Here is a 15,852-nt window from a genome sequence, read left to right as displayed (position 1 = left end):
GCCGAAAGCGGTCAAGGAGATCTTATTGGGAAAGTCTCGCCTTAAGTTCCGTGATGGCGCTCACCGGGGAGGGGTCCACGCCGAACCCCAGCGCCAGGTAGACGCTGCCGTAGTCCACCAGCCCCACCAGCGAGGCCAGCCGCTCCAGCGGATGCGCGCCCTCGGCGGTGATCTCGGTGACCTGCACCCCTCGGTCCTGCGCGAGCCGCACCGACAGGGCCCGCCGCCTGCTCACCTGGGGCGGCTCCTCCAGGTCGCGCAGCACGATCAGGCGCAGCGCAAGGGACGGCCCCTCGCCGAAGATGTCGCGCTGGGCGAGCGGCCCGTCGAGCGTCGCGAGCTGGTTGTGACCGGCCTCGGGGATCTCCCCCCAGACGGCGGGATAGCCGGCGTTCTCGTTGAGCTGGGTGGCCAGCCGGTGGGCCGCGGAGGTGGCGACCGCCGAGCTGCCCCAGATCATCGGAATCGTGTCGGCGATCTCCAGGGCCAGCGTCTTGCCCGGGTTGATGAACGACTCGCTCGACGGGCGGCAGCGGTGCGCGATGTCCTCAAGCCGCTTGGCGGTGGACTCGACGGTGTCGTCGGTCACCTCGACCAGGCCGAACGCCGACGCCACGGCCAGCAGGGGCATGGTCAGCCCCCACAGGTTCGCGCGGGGCGGCCGGACCGCACCGGCCACCGGCGCGACCGGGAGGTGCAGCCCGGAGGCCTGCTCGGCGATCGCCGACAGCGGTGAGCCCGCGCGGCCGACGGTGACCAGGCGGCAGCCCCGGCGGACGGCCTCCATCGCCAGGGCCAGCGTCTCCTCGGTGTCGCCCGACGACGACGCCGCGATGACCAGGTCGGCGGCGCCCACCCAGCCCGGGAGCCGGGAGGCGCGCACGGTCGTGACGGGGATCGGGACGCCGCCGCCGCACACGGCGGCGAGCATGTCGCCGGCGATGGCCGAACCGCCCACGCCGACCACCACGATCGCGCGGGGGCGTTCGTCGGCGGACAGCCGGGAGACGCCCGCCTCCAGCGCCCCGCGGTGCGAGGCGCGCACCTGCGCGCCCGAGGAGGCCGCGGCGGGCAGCATGCCCGCCGGGTCCCCCTCGGTCAGGAACGTCGCGTCATCCAGCCGCTCGGGCTCGAACGGGCTCACGCCTTGCGAGCCTCGTCGACCAGCAGCACCGGGATGTCGTCGCGGACCGGGTAGACCAGGCCGCACGTCTCGGAGCTACAGGCCAGCTCGTCGCTCTCGGCCACGGCGTTGAGCGGCGACTTGCAGGCCGGGCAGGCCAGGATGTCGAGCAGCCAGTCGTCGATCTTCACGGTCAACTCCTCACTACGGCGAGGACCTCGTCCCGGATCGCCGCCATCGGCTTTTCGTCGGCCGCCTCGGCGTTCAACCGGAGAAGCGGCTCTGTGTTGGACGGACGAAGGTTGAACCACCAGTCGGGTCCCGACACCGTGAGGCCGTCGAGATCGTCCAGGGTGACGCCCGCACGTCCGGCGAACTCGCCGCGGACCCGCGCGAGCGCCGCCGCCTGGTCCTCGACGGTGCTGTTGATCTCACCGGAGGCGGCGTAGCGGGAGTAGCGGGCGAGGACGTCCGAGAGGGGACGGGCCTGCTCGCCGAGCGCGGCCAGCACGTGCAGCGCCGCCAGCATGCCCGAGTCGGCGAACCAGAAGTCGCGGAAATAGTAGTGCGCGGAGTGCTCGCCGCCGAAGACCGCTCCGGTGCGGGCCATCTCGGCCTTGATGAAGGAGTGGCCCACGCGGGTGCGCACCGGGACGCCGCCGTGCTCTGCGATGATCTCGGGCACCGCCCGGGAGGTGATCAAATTGTGGATCACCGTGGCGCCGGGGTGCCTGGCCAGCTCGCGGGCGGCCACCAGCGCGGTGATCGTCGAGGGCGACACCGACTCCCCCCGCTCGTCGACGACCCAGCAGCGGTCGGCGTCGCCGTCGAAGGCCAGGCCGATGTCCGCGCCCTTGTCGAGCACGGCCTTCTGCAGGTCGCGCAGGTTGGCGGGCTCGATCGGGTTGGCCTCGTGGTTGGGGAAGGTGCCGTCGAGCTCGAAGTAGAGCGGCGTCAGCTCCAGCGGCAGGCCGGCGAAGACCGAGGGGACGGTGAACCCGCCCATGCCGTTGCCGGCGTCCACGACCACCCTGAGCGGCCGGATGCCCGACAGGTCGACCAGGCCGCGCAGGTAGGCGGCGTACCCGGCGAGCAGGTCGCGCGTGGTCACCTCGCCCTGGCCGCTCCCGGCGCCGGTGCCGGAGGCGAGCAGCTCGGCGGCCCGGTCGCGGATCTCCACGAGGCCGGTGCCCGAGCTGATCGGGACGGCGCCCGCGCGGCACAGCTTCATCCCGTTGTAACGCGCGGGATTGTGACTGGCCGTAAACATCACGCCCGGTAACCCCAGGCTTCCGCTGGCGTAATAGAGAAGATCGGTCGATCCGAGCCCGGTGTCGACGACGTTCGCGCCCCGGCCGGTCGCCCCGCGGGCGAAGGCCGCGGCCAGCGGTCCGGAGGAGGCGCGCATGTCATGGGCGACGACCACGGCCTCGGCGCCGACGACCTCGACGAACGCCGCGCCGACCGCCTCGGCCGTGCTCTCGTCGAGCTCGCCGGGCACGACGCCGCGGATGTCGTACGCCTTGAAGATCTTGGCGAGGTCGCCCAATGCCGCTCCGCACCTAGTCACGTCTGTTCGGACCGAGCCTACTGCGTCCCCTGAGGGCCTTTCACGAAGCTCGGGACCGCCGTCCCGCCCGCACACGGAGACTAACCCGAATGGGGATCGAGGGTTCGCCGGTCGGCCGAAGACCCGGGAACCCCAGGACAGAGGGCTCGTCGCGGGACGCTCACCGCTCCAGGTTCTGCTGGGCGGAGCGCAGGACCCTGAGGTGACCGCGCCGGCCGACCTCCACGCCCTGGCCGACGGGCTCGCCCGAGGCGGGGGCGGGCCTGGCCGCCTCGCGCACCGCGTTGGCGAGCGCTTCGAGATCATCGCTGCTCGGTTGCCCCGCCTCCGACGGCAGCCGGACGACCTCCCATCCACGCGGGGCCGTCAGCCGCTCCGCGTGGTCCGCGCACAGGTCATAGCAGTGTGGTTCGACGTATGTCGCCAGCGGTCCGAGCACTGCGGTCGAGTCGGCGTAGACATACGTGAGTGTGAAGACGGCAGGCTGCCTGCAGGCGGTACGGGAACAGCTGCGGACGGGGCTCACGGAGGGACCGTATCCGGTCCGCGTTCACATTGCCACCACCCGGCAGCTCTTAACGAGCGTGTCGCCACAATTCGGACAGTTGCCGTCCCTTTACGGGCCCTTTGGTGCGGCACGGAAACTCCTTGACCGACCGTCCGCACCACCGTCAGGCCGTGATCGACGATCACGGCCTCGCATCGCGCCGGACGCGCGGCACGAGATCCACGGAGCACGATCTAGGCTTGCTACGTGAGTTCGGCCCCCGGCGGCAAGGCCCGCCCCAACGGCCCGCGGCGGCGCGACCGGCACGGTCGCGGCATGCGCGGCCCGCTCGCCCCGTCGCACGTGCCCATCGCGCGCTCCCGGAGCGAGCGCTTCGACGACTTCGTGCTGGACGCGGTCGACCGGCTCAAGCCCAAATGGGGAGGGCAGCTCTCCTTGGTCGAGTTCGCCGTGGAGGAGGTGCCCCCCGCCGACGAGCTGATCGACGGGCCGGGCAGGCTGTCCTCCGACCCGATCCCCTTCGGCCGGGTCCAGCCCGCCGCCGACGGCTCCCCGGCGGTCGTGGTGGTCTACCGCCGCCCGCTGGAAGCGCGGGCGCGCGACCGCGACTCGCTCGGCGCGCTCGTGCACGACGTGGTCGTCGAGCAGGTCGCCAGCCTGCTGGGCCTGTCCCCCGAGACCGTCGACCCCGGCTACGACGACCGCCACTGACCCGCCCTCAGGACACCGGGCAGGCTCCACGACGGTTCACCGGCGTCCCGGGTCCGGCCCTCAGGGCAGGACCACCTCGGGGGACTCGACGGTCTGCGGGACCAGCGCCCAGGTGCGGGCCAGGGCCAGCGGCTGGACGGTCAGCAGCAGGCCGCCCGTGGCGCGCTCGTCCATCACCCGCCCGCCGTAGACCGGGCCCGAGCCGGGCAGGGGAAGCACGACCACGCTGTAGTCCCCCCGGCCGCCCGGCGCGGCCGTCTTGACCTCCTTGGTGCGGGAGGCGGGGATCGCCACGTCCACCGGCGGGGGCGCGGCGCCGCGCGCGGGCAGCGTCTGGACGCGCACCTTCCCCGCGGCGCCCGGCGCGGAAAGGATCAGCCGGGAGGAGATCTTCTTGCCGGCGCGGTTGTCGGCCACCACGCTGCCGATGTCGATCGGCACCGCTCCGGCGCTGAACGCGACGTCCTGCTTGCCGCCGGTGCCGGTGACCATCACCCCGGCGACGATCGGCACGTCGGCGGTGAGCACGAGCGCCGACGCCTGGCCACCGATGCCGGTCGACAGGTCCAGCGAAGAGGTGGAGCCCGCGGGCACCTCCAGCGTCTCGCGGTTCTTCATGGCGTAGAACCCGTCGGCGGTCAGCGCCTTCACCTTGACGACGGTGTCGCCCTCCCCCGGCGCCGTGACGTAGAGCTGGCGCAGGCCGCCGCCGCCCGGGAGGCCGGGGACCACGACGCGGGTGGCGGGTTCAGCGGACTGCGGCAGCCAGTCGGTGCCCTTGCCGTCGCCGAGGTTCACGCGAGCGGCGGCCGACACCCGGCCGCTGATCGTGCGCACCTCCATCGCCATTACCAGCGGCGAGGGCGCGAGGTCGCGCACACGCACCTCGCGGTGCTCGCCAGGCTTGAGCACGAGGCCGCTCCCGGCGTCGCCGACCACGGGACCCTCACCGGAGTAGACCATGACCTCAACGACGGCCTGGGCGGCGTCGGCGTTGGTGAGGTAGAGCGTGACGTCGGCCGCCGCCGGGCCCGGGCCGACGAACCACGCGCCCGGGCCGGGCTCGGCGCAACGGACCCCGGCCAGCCCGCGCGCGGCGCCGTCGGTCTTCCTGCTCGTCTGCGTGGCCTCCAGCCCGGCCGCCATGGCGCCGGTGCCGGCGACCTCGAGCGGGCCGGACTTCGCGGGCACCTCGCGCTGCCACAGCACGCCGGGCCGGTCGAGGGTCGCCTCGGGCCGGGCCGGCTCCTCGGTCTTGACGGGCTTGCCGCCCTTGCCCGCCGCCGTCTTCCCGGCTTCGGTGACCTCGGTGACCGTGGCGCGTCCCGTGCCCTTGCCCCCTGTCGGGGTGATCGTGCTGACCCGCGCGCCGCCAGGGTCGGGGCAGACGGTCGACACCGACTCGACGGCGACGCGCGCCGGCTTGAGCGCCGGCACGGCGACGACGCCGGGACGGGTCACGTACGCCACGCCGAACAGGGCCGCCAGCGCGATCAGGACCAGGGCGAGGAACGCGAAGCGGTTCTCGATCAGCGCCCTCACCGGACCAGCACCCCTTCGGCCTCCCGCTGCTCCACCGGAGCCTCCACGTACTCCTCGACGACCTCGGTGCCCCGCGCCCCGGGCGAGGCCAGGATCAGGACCAGCGCCACCAGCGCGACCTGCGCCCACAGCCACACGTCATGCCAGAACGCCTCGTGGGTCACGGTGACGGCGCCGCCCGCGACGGGCACCACGAAGCCCTGCGCCCACCCGTCGACGGCCCGCCCGGTGAGCGAGACGCCCGCCGACCTGGCCGTCCATCCGCCCGCCCCTGCGGGCTCCGCCAGCACCAGGGTGCGGTCGGCCGGGCCGGCGGGAACGGTCGCGGTCAGGCCGCCGTCCCGCGTCACGGTGTACGGCACCGGGGTGGGCGGCCCGCCCCCGCCGGTCAGGTAGGCACGGCCCAGGGGCTGGGCCATCCGCCACAGCCCGGCGGTCGCCGACAGGTTCACCCGGACGAGCGCCGGATCGGAGTCGAGGGAGCGCAGCACCTTGGGGTCGATCGGCGCGGGCACGGCGACGAAGCGGACGCCGTAGGTCGCGAGGGTGAGCGCGTCGTCGCCGCCGCGCCCGGAGACGATGCCGGCCACGAGGCCCGACAGGCGTTCGCGCATCGGGGCGGAGACCGGCAGGTCGGTCTCGCCGAGCAGAGGGGTGCGCCCGCGCAGGACGGTGAAGCCGAGTCCCCCGCCGGCCTCCGAGCGGAGCACGACCGTGCCCTCGCCCTTGGTGGAGCTCGCGGCGGCGAAGTCGCTGATCACGCTCGGCACCCCGCGCTGGAGTGGCCCGCGCGCGCCGTCCCTGATCCACAGGCCGGCCACCAGCACGGGCGTGGTGCAGGCCACCAGGACCATCAGCGCGGCGGCGGCCCTGCGCAGCCCGCCCGCGCGGTGGAGCTCGACGATGCGGTGGCCGGTCAGGGCGGCGGCCACGATCAGCCCCGTCGCGGCGAAGGCCAGCGGCACCCCCGGCCAGGCGGGGGCGCCCGCCACCGAGACGCGGGCGGCCACGATCGCGACCAGGACGCCGAACACGGTCACGCCCCAGCCGACGATGACCACCATCTTGTGCCGGCGGAACAGCAGCGCGGCCAGCGCGGCGGCGATCAGCCCCCCGGTCACCCATATCGGGGGCACGCCGGGGCCGCCGGGGCCGAGCAGCAGCAGCGCCTCGGCGGGAAGGCGCGGGTCGGCCAGCCCCGGCCGGTGCAGCCCGGCCTCCAGCAGGATCCGCCCGGGGTCGGCGGCGATCTGCCCCAGCCAGGGGAACAGCAGCGCGAGCGGCACGGCCATCGCGATGCCGAGCGAGACGCCGACCCCGCGCCGCACCCCGCCGAACGACACCGCCGCCAGGCCGGCCAGGACCGCGACGAGCACGTAGACCAGCGGCGCGAACGCCGTGCCGACCGCGAGCAGCAGGCCGAGGCCCCAGGCCGCGCGGCGCGCGCCACGGCGCTCGCCCATGATGACCTTGGAGGCGAGCGCGGCGTAGGCCGGGAGCAGGACGAACACCACCGCCGTGCCGAGCCGCCCGCCCGAGACGATGCCCATGGCGACCGGGAGCAGGGCGTAGGAGGCGGCCAGCCAGACCCTGGCCAGCGGGTAGGAGATCATCGTGCGGGTCGCGAAGTACGCCGACAGGCCGGCGAGCGGCACGCAGCCGAGCAGCAGGACCGTGACGGCGAGCCAGGTCTTGCCGAGCAGGACCGTCGACAGCGCCGCGACGACCGCGACGTACGGCGGCGCCCAGGCGTCGGTGCCGAGGCCGCTCGGGTGGTAGCCGGAGGTGTAGAAGGACCACAGGTCCGAGGCGCCGCCGACCACGGGGACCAGGCCGCCGCCCCCGAGCAGCCCGCCGTACAGCAGCGACCGCTCGGCGGCCACCGTCACGGCCAGCAGCGTCAGGAACAGCAGGACGCCGGGGTTGCTGAAGATCCGCTGCATCAGGCCGGCGTCGGTGAGCAGCTCGTCGCCGTCGTCGTCGCCTCCGGGCTCGGCGATCACGGCGTGGTGGCGTCCGGCGGAGTCGATCGGCCCGGCGCCGGACAGGTAGCTCTGGATCATGTCGGCCAGGCGGCGGTAGGCCATCCCCGAGGGCGTGAAGAGCTTCTTCACCACGGGATAGCCCTGTTTCCTGCCCTTCCCGCGCGCCTTCCTGGCCCGCATGAGCCGGCGCGGGGACCCGAGCACCGAGACGAGCGCGACGACCTCGTCCAGGGCGTTGGCCGGTTGTTTGGCCAGGAGCAGCAGCAGGGTGCGCAGCAGCGAGCCGAAGGTGTTGCGCACCAGCGACCACAGCATCGGGCCGAACGGCAGGTTCGCCATCACCACCAGCATGGCGTTGCGGCGGTCGAGCCTGCGGGGGTGGTCGGTGCTCGCGGTCATGCGGCGCCGCCTGCGGGCCGCGGCCTCGGCGTGCCAGGCCACGGCGGCGGTCACGTTCAGCACGTGGTACCCGGCGGCGGTGGCCCGCCAGCACAGGTCGAGGTCGTCGCGGAAGAGCGGCAGCCCGGCGTCCAGGCCGCCCAGCTCGTCCCACACGTCGCGGCGGATCAGCATGCCGGCGGTGGACACCGAGAGGACCTTGCGTATGCCGTCGTGCTGGCCCTGGTCGAACTCCCTGGGCTCGAGGCCGGTGTCGCGGCGGCCGGACCTGTCGACCGTGACGCCCGCTTCGAGCAGGACGCGGCGGTCGAGCCAGTCGCGGAGCTTGGGGCCGAGGATCGCCACCTTCTCGTCCTCGGACGCGGCCCACAGCAGCGCTTCGAGCGCCTGCGGGTGAGGCGCGCAGTCGTCGTGCAGCAGCCAGATCCACTCTTCGCCGCCGGTGCGCGGCAGTCGTTCGAGCACCGCCGCCACCGACTCGCCGAAACCGGCCGAGCGGGGCTGGGTCAGGACGCTGTTGGCGCCGAACGCCTCGGTGAGCAGCTTCCCGCCGCCGTCGCGGCTGCCGTTGTCGACCCCGACCACCCGGTCGAGGGGACGCGTCTGCCGCAGGACGCCTTCCAGCGTCTCCCGCAGCCAGCGCGCGCCATCATGGGCGACGACGATCGCGGTGACGGACTGGCGCGACGGGTGCACGGAGGTGGTGTCCTTGGGGGCTCGTGTGGCTTGCGCCGATCACGATACGGCACCCCGAGCGCGCCGGGTCTGCCACTCTCCCAATCCGGTCTCCGAATCGCTGACCGGCGATCACGTCCCCTCGCCCGGCCCGTGGCTGCGCGGCCCCCCATTGCCCCTCAGCCCCGGCCGTGACCGTGATCGCTCAGTGTCGAATCTCCACGTGGACTCGCGTCAGTGTCGGTCGATCAGTATCCCGACCGCCGCACTCCGGCGGTCGACAGGATCCCCTCAGCCGGCCTCTCGCTTGATCCGGCGGCGTTCCCGCTCGGACAGGCCTCCCCAGATCCCGAATCTCTCATCATGCTGCAGCGCGTACTCCAAGCACTCGGCCCGCACCTCGCAGGACCGGCAAACCTTCTTGGCTTCCCGGGTGGAACCGCCCTTCTCCGGAAAAAACGCCTCCGGATCCGTCTGCGCGCACAACGCGCGCTCCTGCCATCCCAGCTCTTCCGCGCCGAGCACCTGTGCCATGACCAGATCGGTCAATGCACACCTCCTGCCGATCGCCCGCCCGCCCCGCAACGGAGCCCCCCATTTGAACACCTTCCTCAATACCCATCATGTGAAAGGCGTAACAACACAGTTGTAATTACACGCGTGTGCCGCGTGTGGCGTCAAGCAGCATGACAGTATCCGGAGAAAGACCAGCTCACCCCGGTATGACGGCCTCGGCGGAATATACGGCCGTCGTCGGCTGACGCCGTCCTACGGAGGATCCGGCGGCTTCCTGTAATACTCGATCTTCAATGCCCTCAGCGGTCGGAACCGTACCAGCGTTCGCCCTGGTCCACACCTGAGCCTGCCTGATCTCTACCAGGGCTTTCCTCAGGCCTTGCCTGGGAGGCCCGGTCGGGGGCATAGATCGCGGTCGGGTCGATCGCCTCGTCCCGCCGCCCCGGCTGCGGGGGCATCGGAGCGTTCAGCGGGTCGTTCTGGTACGCCTTCGGATCGAAGCGGACCGTCTTCTCGGTGGCCGGCTCCTCCCAGGAGGGCGCCTTGTACGACTCCTGGACCGGCGGGTACGCCGCGTCCTGCGGGTACGGCTGGTCCTTGGCCTGGGAGTACGGCTGGTCCTGCGGGTACGGCTGGTCCTTGTGGTCCTTGGCCGGCGGGTACGCCGCGTCCTGCGGGTACGACGGGTCCCTGGGCTGCGGGTACGCCGCGTCCTGCGGATACGGCTGGTCCTGGGCCGGCCGGTAGGCGGGGGCCTCGCCGGTCGCGCGCGGGTAGCCGGCCGAGTCCTGCGGCGACTGGGGGTGGCCGAAGGGGCCACCGCTGTAGGCGGGGACGTAGTCGGGGGTGCGCACCGGCTGCGTGCCGGTGTACTCCTTCGGCCCCGTGCCGCCACCGGGCTGCTCGGAGCCCGTGCCCTGCGCCTGCTGGTAGCTCTGGGCCTGCTGGTAGGCGTGCGCGATCTGCTGCTGCCGCGCGTCGGCCGCCTCGGCGTACAGCGGGGACGGCTCGGCCGGCGGGTAGCCGCCGTAAGCCGGCTGGTCCAGCGGGCTGGACTGCGGCGCCGTCTGCCCGTACGAGGACGGCTGGTCGAGCGGGCTCTGCTGGGGACCGGTCTGGCCGTACGTGGCGGACGGTAGGTCGAGCGGACTCGGCTGCGGTCCGGTCTGACCGTAGGAAGAGGAGGACGGCAGGTCGAGCGGGCTCTGCTGCGGGCCGGTCTGGCCGTAGGTGGCCGACGGCTGGTCCAGGGGGCCCGGCTGACCGTAGGACGAGGACGACGGCTGGTCCAGAGGGCTCGGCTGGGGACCGGTCTGGCCGTACGCGCCGCCGGGGCGGCCGTAGGACGGGGACTGGTCGAACGCGGTCGGCGCGGTGAGCGGGTCCGGCGCGGGCACGGCCTGGCGGGCGCCGGTCGTGAAGGCGTCGGCCGCGACGAAGGCGCCGGGCGCCGCGCCGGCCGGGGCGAACGGCGAGGAGGGCTGGCGCCCCGGCTGACCCTGGGGGGCCTGCTGACCTGGGGAAACCTGCTGGCCTAGGGAAACCTGCTGACCCTGCTGGCCCTGCGTGCCCTGCTGACCTTGCTGGCCCTGAGCAAGCTGCTGGCCTGTCTGGTTCCCGTACGGCTCGGACCGCAGCGCCGACGCGTAGGCGTCGAGCGGCTGGGAGTGCTGGGGCGCGTAGCCGTCGCCGGGAGCCTCGCCCGCCGGGGCGTACGGCTGCGGCTCACCGGGACGGCCGAAGCCCTGCTGCCCGGGGGCCTGGCCGTAAGGATCGGCGCCCGGCCCGGGGGCCTGGCCGTAAGGGTCGGCGGCCGGTCCCGCCTGCTGCCCATACGGCTCGGCGCCGGGCCGCTGCGCGTAAGGGTCGGCGACCGCGTTCTGCCGCGTGTGGGGGGTGGTGACCGGGGCCGCCTGCTGGGCGTACATGTCGGCGCCCGCCGGCTGCTGGACGTAGGTCTCCGGCCGCTGGTCGGCGGGGACGTACGGCTGCGGGGGCACGTAGGAGGCCGGGGGCAGCGCGGGCGGCTCGGCGTACCCCTGCTGGGGCGCGTACCCGGGGCCGCCGGTCATCGGCCGGCCCTCGCCGGGGAGCATGCCGAACCCGCCCTCCTGCCGGGGCCGTACGGCCGACGGCGGGGCGGGCGGCAGGACCGAGACCGCGTACGCGAGGGCGAGGGCGGTGAGGCCGAGGGTGGGGAGGCCGGTCAGGACGTTCTCGATCGTGTGCACCAGGGTGGTGCCGCTGAACAGGCCCACGACGAAGGTGACAAGTCCGAAGAACGCCGCCGCCGCGAGCACACCGGCCGCGACGAGGTTGACCAGCCGCGCACGCGGGACCGGCGGCCCGAACCTGGTGACCAGGACGACCGCGCCCACGGCGAGCGCCGGATAGACCGGAAAGGTCAGCACGGAGAAGGACGACGACGCGCGCTCGGCGAACGTCCCCCAGCCGCCCAGGAACAGTGTCTCGATCGCGACCAGGGCCTCCGCGCACACCACCGCAAGCATGATCCACGCCGCAGGCTCGCGGAGCCGTGCGGGCTCAATTTTGACCACAACTACCCCCCAATGGGTCCATACGGCACCCGCAGTTTCGCACATCCGCCCACTTGAGGGGCGCTGGACCCAAGAACCTCACTGATCACACAAGCGACTTTCCCGTGACATCCAACCCTTTGACCAAGGCGGTGAGCAGCCGTTTCACAGATCACTTCGCGGATCGCCCGGGGCGTGGTACGGCAAAGAACGGGGCAATGGAAGACTTGACATCATGCGCATCGTGTCCCTCGCCGGTGGAATCGGCGGCGCCCGTTTCCTCCGCGGACTCCGAGCCGCCGCGCCCGACGCCGAGATCACCGTCATCGGCAACACCGGCGACGACATCACCCTGTTCGGGCTGCGGGTCTGCCCCGACCTCGACACCGTCATGTACACCCTCGGCGGCGGGATCGACGAGGAGCAGGGCTGGGGCCGCGCGGGCGAGACGCACGCCGTCAAGGCCGAGCTGGCCGAGTACGGCGTGGAGCCGCAGTGGTTCGGCCTCGGCGACAAGGACATCGCCACCCACATCGTGCGCACCCAGATGCTCGGCGCCGGCTACCCGCTGTCGGCGGTCACCGAAGCCCTGTGCGCGCGCTGGCGGCCGGGGGTACGGCTCATCCCCATGACCGACGACCGCGCCGAGACCCACGTCGTCATCGACGACGCCGACGGCAGGCGCGCGATCCACTTCCAGGAGTGGTGGGTGCGGCTGCGCGCCTCGGTGCCGGCCGAGCAGATCATCCTGGTCGGGGCGGACGACGCCAAGCCCGCTCCCGGCGTCGTGGAGGCGATCGGCGAGGCGGACGTTGTGCTGCTCCCGCCGTCCAACCCGGTGGTCAGCATCGGGACGATCCTCCAGATCCCCGGCATCCGCGAGGCGTTGCTGGACAAGATCGTGGTCGGCGTCTCGCCGATCATCGGCGGCGCGCCCGTGCGCGGCATGGCCGACGCCTGCCTGACGGCGATCGGCGTGGAGACCAGCGCGCAGGCGGTCCTTGAGCTGTACGGCGCGGACCTGCTCGACGGCTGGCTGGTCGCCGAGGAGGACCGGGGCGTCGCGCTCGACGGGGTCCGCGTGCAGGCCGGGCCGCTGCTCATGACCGACCTCGCGGCCACCGCAGCCATCGCCCGCGCCGCCCTGGAGCTGGCCAGGTGACTCCCGTCGCGCCAGGTCAGAGCGTCAGCGTCCTCGGGGTGCCCGGGATGCCCGAGGTGCGGCCGGGGGACGACCTCGCCGCGCTGATCACCCGGGCCGCGCCCGGTCTGGCGGACGGCGACGTCCTCGTGGTCACCTCCAAGATCGTCAGCAAGGCGGAGGGCCGTGTGCGCCAGGGCACCGGCCGCGCTGAGGCCATCGCCGAGGAGACCGTGCGCGTCGTGGCCAGGCGCGGCGAGACGGTGATCGCCGAGACCCGGCACGGCTTCGTGATGGCCGCCGCCGGGGTGGACGCCTCCAACACCGATCAGGGCACCATCCTGCTGCTGCCTGAGGACCCGGACGCCTCGGCCCGCCGCATCCGGTCCGGCCTGGCGGCGAACGTCGGAGTGATCGTCTCCGACACCTTCGGCCGCCCGTGGCGCCACGGCCTGACCGACGTGGCCATCGGCGCGGCGGGCGTCCGCGTGCTGGACGACTTCCGCGGCCGGTCGGACGCGTACGGGAACCCGCTGGTCGCGACCGTCACCGCGCTGGCGGACGAGATCGCCGCGGCGGGCGAGCTGGTCAAGGGCAAGCTCGACGGGGTTCCGGTGGCGATCGTCCGCGGCCTGTCCCATCTGGTCACCGCCGAGGACGGCCCCGGGGTCAGGCCGCTGGTCCGGCCCGCCGACGAGGACATGTTCCGGTACGGGTCCGCCGACGTGCTGTTCGCCCGCCGGACGATCAGGGACTTCTCCGCCGATCCGGTCGACCCGGCCGCCGTCCGGCGGGCGGTGGCCGCCGCGATCAGCGCGCCGGCCCCCCACCACACGACCCCGTGGCGCTTCGTGCTGCTGGAGTCGGCCTCGGCGCGCGAGAAGCTGCTGGACGCCATGCTCGCGGCCTGGGTCGCCGACCTGCGCGCGACGGGCTTCACCGAGGAGTCGGTGGCCCGCCGGGTCAGGCGCGGGGACGTCCTGCGCCGCGCGCCCTACCTGGTGGTCCCCTGCCTGGTCATGGACGGGTCGCACACCTACCCCGACGACCGGCGCAACGCCGCCGAGCGGGAGATGTTCGTCGTCGCCATGGGCGCCGGGGTGCAGAACCTGCTGGTCCACCTCGCCGTCGAGGGCCTGGGCTCGGCGTGGGTGTCCTCGACGATGTTCTGCAGGGACGTGGTGCGCGAGGTGCTCGACCTGCCGGAGTCGTGGGACCCGATGGGCGCGGTGGCCGTCGGCCACCCCGCCGCCCCGGCGCGCCCGCGCCCTCCGCGCGAGGCCGCCGAGTACCTCACCGTCCGCTGAGCCGTCCACTGGGCCGTCCGCTGGGCCGATCCCCCGGCAGCGCCCCCGGCGCCGCCCGTCAGCCGGCCTTCGCGCAGGTGGGGTGGCACAGCCGGCGGGCCAGCGCGCTGAGGAAGACGTCGATGATCTCGCCGGGGTCCGAGGCCACGTTCAGGGATCCGTTGGTGATCGAGGTGATCTCGTTCAGGGCGGCACGGTCCACGTCATCGCCGAAGGTGAGCACGATGATCTGCACGGGGTGGTCGGGGTCCCATTCGTCGCGCAGCCTGCGCACCAGGTCCTGCCGGGAGATCCCCGCCTTGTCGTCCCTGCCCGCCGTGATGATCAGCAGGGAGTTGTTCATCGAGGGGTCGTAGTGCTCGGTGACCTCGTGGAACCCGGCGAGGATCGAGTCGTAGAGCGAGCTGTCCCTGCCCTTGTAGGCCTTGAGCGTCTGGGTGTACCCGTCCAGGCGGGTCTGCCGGGTGAACTGGTCGTCCTCGCCGTCCGGCTGCGTGATCGGGCCGAGCCCGACGAGCGGGCGGTGCCCCTTGCCGCCGGCCAGGCCCTTCGCGAACTCCCACAGGCCCATGCGGGTCGAGGGAGGGAAGAGCTGAAGTCCCAGGTGGGTGGCCTTGAGCGCCTCCGACAGCGGAGTCTGGCCCTTCTGGCCGTCGAGGGGCTCGCCCATGTGCTTGGAGGCGTCGGCCAGCACCAGGATGTTGCTCGGCGGCGCGAGTCGGCTCCAGGCGTCCAGGGCCTCGTCGATCACCCCGGGGGTGATGGACGGGCGCGGCCTCGGCTGTCCCGGGGGGATCTCCGGCCCGCCGCCGTCCGGCGCCTGCCTGCCGTCGGGGAGCCGGAACCCGCCCCGGCGCACCGCGGCCCGCACCTCGGGGGTGGTCAGCCAGCCGCCGAAGAGCCGCGCGCCGGCCGCGTCGGCGGGGTCGGCGGCCGTGACCACGTACGGGTAGTCCAGGACGATCGTGCCCTCTTTGGGGGTGAGCGCCGTGACGGGGTCGGGGGACGGGGTGCGGTCGTGCAGCCACACCGACTGCTCGGGCACCACGACGACCGGCCGCTGCCAGAAGGAGTGGTCGTCCACGGCGGCCAGCATCGAGCGGTAGTCGGGGGCCGAGCCCGCCTGGGCCATCCTGACGAAGGCGGTCAGTTCCTTGTCGCCCTTGGCGCCGGTGCCGGCGATGTCCCTGGCGGCGGCGACCGTGGCGATCCCGGCGCCGGCCACCGACGGGTCGGGGATCCTGACGACGTCCGGCTCGTCCTTCGTCGGCTGGAGCCGGCCGCGCGCGGTGGCCGGGAAGACCATCTCCCAGCTCATCTCGGTCTTCTTGGTGGCGAACCGCTGGGCCAGGGAGCGCCTGGTGGCGAACACCAGGGGCGAGGTGGCCACGACGGTCTCCTCGGAGGCGAGGCTGGGGGCGCCCTGTTTGCGCGCCAGGCGTATCCACGCCGAGGAGTCGGCGATCCAGGCGTCGGGGCGCCCGGCCAGCACCCCGGCCCGGTCACCGATCAGGGTGCGCAGGACCGGGGCGGGCGACTGCTCGGTGACCTGGACGAGCACGCAGCGCCCGTCCACGGCGGCCTTGGTGGCGTTGAACCGTTCCGCGGCCTCCATGGCGACCGGCGCGATGTCCACGGCGGCGTCCACGCCGACCAGCACCGGGTCCCGGGACGAGCATCCGCCGCCGCTCCGTACGGCGACCACCAGCACGGCGGCGACCAGGACGACGGCGATGACCGCCGCCGCGGCTCCCCGGCGCCGGCCCGTCCGGCGCGGGGGCTCGGCGACCGGCTCCGCGCGGTGCCGGCCGGGTCGAGCAGACGCCACGGGTTCGCCC

12 protein-coding genes are annotated in these 15,852 nt (G+C 73.5%); 3 read left to right on the top strand and 9 right to left on the bottom strand.

The window, feature by feature from the left end; translation table 11 throughout:
- Nucleotides 1-22 precede the first annotated feature (22 nt).
- The 4 genes from NYZ98_RS06105 to NYZ98_RS06090 all read right to left on the bottom strand — a co-directional run bounded on the left by NYZ98_RS06105 (nucleotide 23) and on the right by NYZ98_RS06090 (nucleotide 3,219).
- Nucleotides 23-1,144: an SIS domain-containing protein gene (locus NYZ98_RS06105; protein WP_262841527.1), complete on the bottom strand. Its 1,122-nt coding sequence runs from the start codon at nucleotides 1,142-1,144 to the stop codon at nucleotides 23-25.
- On the bottom strand, nucleotides 1,141-1,320 hold the full coding sequence (locus tag NYZ98_RS06100) for a Trm112 family protein (protein WP_262841526.1): 180 nt from the start codon (nucleotides 1,318-1,320) through the stop codon (nucleotides 1,141-1,143). The genes NYZ98_RS06105 and NYZ98_RS06100 overlap by 4 nt, the downstream gene beginning before the upstream one ends.
- The gene (locus NYZ98_RS06095) at nucleotides 1,317-2,672 is read right to left on the bottom strand and encodes a phosphomannomutase/phosphoglucomutase (protein WP_262841525.1); all 1,356 of its coding nucleotides are present in this window, start codon (nucleotides 2,670-2,672) and stop codon (nucleotides 1,317-1,319) included. Before NYZ98_RS06095 ends, NYZ98_RS06100 begins: the two co-directional genes overlap by 4 nt.
- Nucleotides 2,673-2,853: 181 nt before the next feature.
- A complete protein-coding gene (locus tag NYZ98_RS06090) occupies nucleotides 2,854-3,219 on the bottom strand; it encodes a DUF3499 domain-containing protein (RefSeq protein ID WP_262841524.1) in 366 nt (121 codons plus the stop codon).
- 228 nt (nucleotides 3,220-3,447) lie between these two features.
- Between NYZ98_RS06090 and NYZ98_RS06085 the strand changes: the two genes are divergently transcribed.
- Complete coding sequence (locus NYZ98_RS06085; protein WP_262841523.1) at nucleotides 3,448-3,912, top strand: metallopeptidase family protein; 465 nt, start codon at nucleotides 3,448-3,450, stop codon at nucleotides 3,910-3,912.
- Between the two features lie 60 nt (nucleotides 3,913-3,972).
- Here NYZ98_RS06085 and NYZ98_RS06080 read toward each other — a convergent pair whose 3' ends face one another.
- From NYZ98_RS06080 to NYZ98_RS06065, 4 genes are all read right to left on the bottom strand, one after another.
- Complete coding sequence (locus tag NYZ98_RS06080; protein ID WP_262841521.1) at nucleotides 3,973-5,454, bottom strand: DUF5719 family protein; 1,482 nt, start codon at nucleotides 5,452-5,454, stop codon at nucleotides 3,973-3,975.
- On the bottom strand, nucleotides 5,451-8,534 hold the full coding sequence (locus tag NYZ98_RS06075) for a glycosyltransferase family 2 protein (protein WP_262841519.1): 3,084 nt from the start codon (nucleotides 8,532-8,534) through the stop codon (nucleotides 5,451-5,453). The genes NYZ98_RS06080 and NYZ98_RS06075 overlap by 4 nt, the downstream gene beginning before the upstream one ends.
- Before the next feature lie 270 nt (nucleotides 8,535-8,804).
- Nucleotides 8,805-9,047 carry a WhiB family transcriptional regulator gene (locus tag NYZ98_RS06070; RefSeq protein ID WP_114031515.1) on the bottom strand — a complete coding sequence of 81 codons (243 nt, stop codon included), beginning with the start codon at nucleotides 9,045-9,047 and terminating at the stop codon, nucleotides 8,805-8,807.
- A 281-nt stretch (nucleotides 9,048-9,328) separates the two neighbouring features.
- A complete protein-coding gene (locus NYZ98_RS06065) occupies nucleotides 9,329-11,539 on the bottom strand; it encodes a hypothetical protein (protein ID WP_262841517.1) in 2,211 nt (736 codons plus the stop codon).
- 262 nt (nucleotides 11,540-11,801) lie between these two features.
- Here NYZ98_RS06065 and cofD point away from each other — a divergent pair, with 262 nt between their 5' ends.
- On the top strand, nucleotides 11,802-12,728 hold the full coding sequence (gene cofD / locus NYZ98_RS06060) for a 2-phospho-L-lactate transferase (RefSeq protein WP_262841515.1): 927 nt from the start codon (nucleotides 11,802-11,804) through the stop codon (nucleotides 12,726-12,728).
- 47 nt (nucleotides 12,729-12,775) lie between these two features.
- Nucleotides 12,776-14,014: a coenzyme F420-0:L-glutamate ligase gene (locus NYZ98_RS06055; RefSeq protein ID WP_262841557.1), complete on the top strand. Its 1,239-nt coding sequence runs from the start codon at nucleotides 12,776-12,778 to the stop codon at nucleotides 14,012-14,014.
- Nucleotides 14,015-14,072: 58 nt separating this feature from the next.
- Here the strand turns inward: NYZ98_RS06055 and NYZ98_RS06050 are convergent, their stop codons facing one another.
- Nucleotides 14,073-15,842 carry a substrate-binding and VWA domain-containing protein gene (locus tag NYZ98_RS06050; protein ID WP_262841514.1) on the bottom strand — a complete coding sequence of 590 codons (1,770 nt, stop codon included), beginning with the start codon at nucleotides 15,840-15,842 and terminating at the stop codon, nucleotides 14,073-14,075.
- Between the last annotated feature and the right edge of the window lie 10 nt (nucleotides 15,843-15,852).

The sequence above is a fragment of the Sphaerisporangium corydalis genome (assembly GCF_025506355.1).
In the GTDB taxonomy this organism is placed as follows: domain Bacteria; phylum Actinomycetota; class Actinomycetes; order Streptosporangiales; family Streptosporangiaceae; genus Sphaerisporangium; species Sphaerisporangium corydalis.
Note: the sequence above shows the minus strand (reverse complement) of the source record. Positions and strands in the feature narration are given on the sequence as shown.

What these genes read in the sequence shown, in the direction of transcription:
- NYZ98_RS06065 (WP_262841517.1), bottom strand. Translation starts at nt 11,539, where the DNA reads ATGCTTGCGGTGGTGTGCGCGGAGGCCCTGGTCGCGATCGAGACACTG.
- cofD (WP_262841515.1), top strand. Translation starts at nt 11,802, where the DNA reads ATGCGCATCGTGTCCCTCGCCGGTGGAATCGGCGGCGCCCGTTTCCTC.
- NYZ98_RS06055 (WP_262841557.1), top strand. Translation starts at nt 12,776, where the DNA reads ATGCCCGAGGTGCGGCCGGGGGACGACCTCGCCGCGCTGATCACCCGG.
- NYZ98_RS06070 (WP_114031515.1), bottom strand. Translation starts at nt 9,047, where the DNA reads ATGGCACAGGTGCTCGGCGCGGAAGAGCTGGGATGGCAGGAGCGCGCG.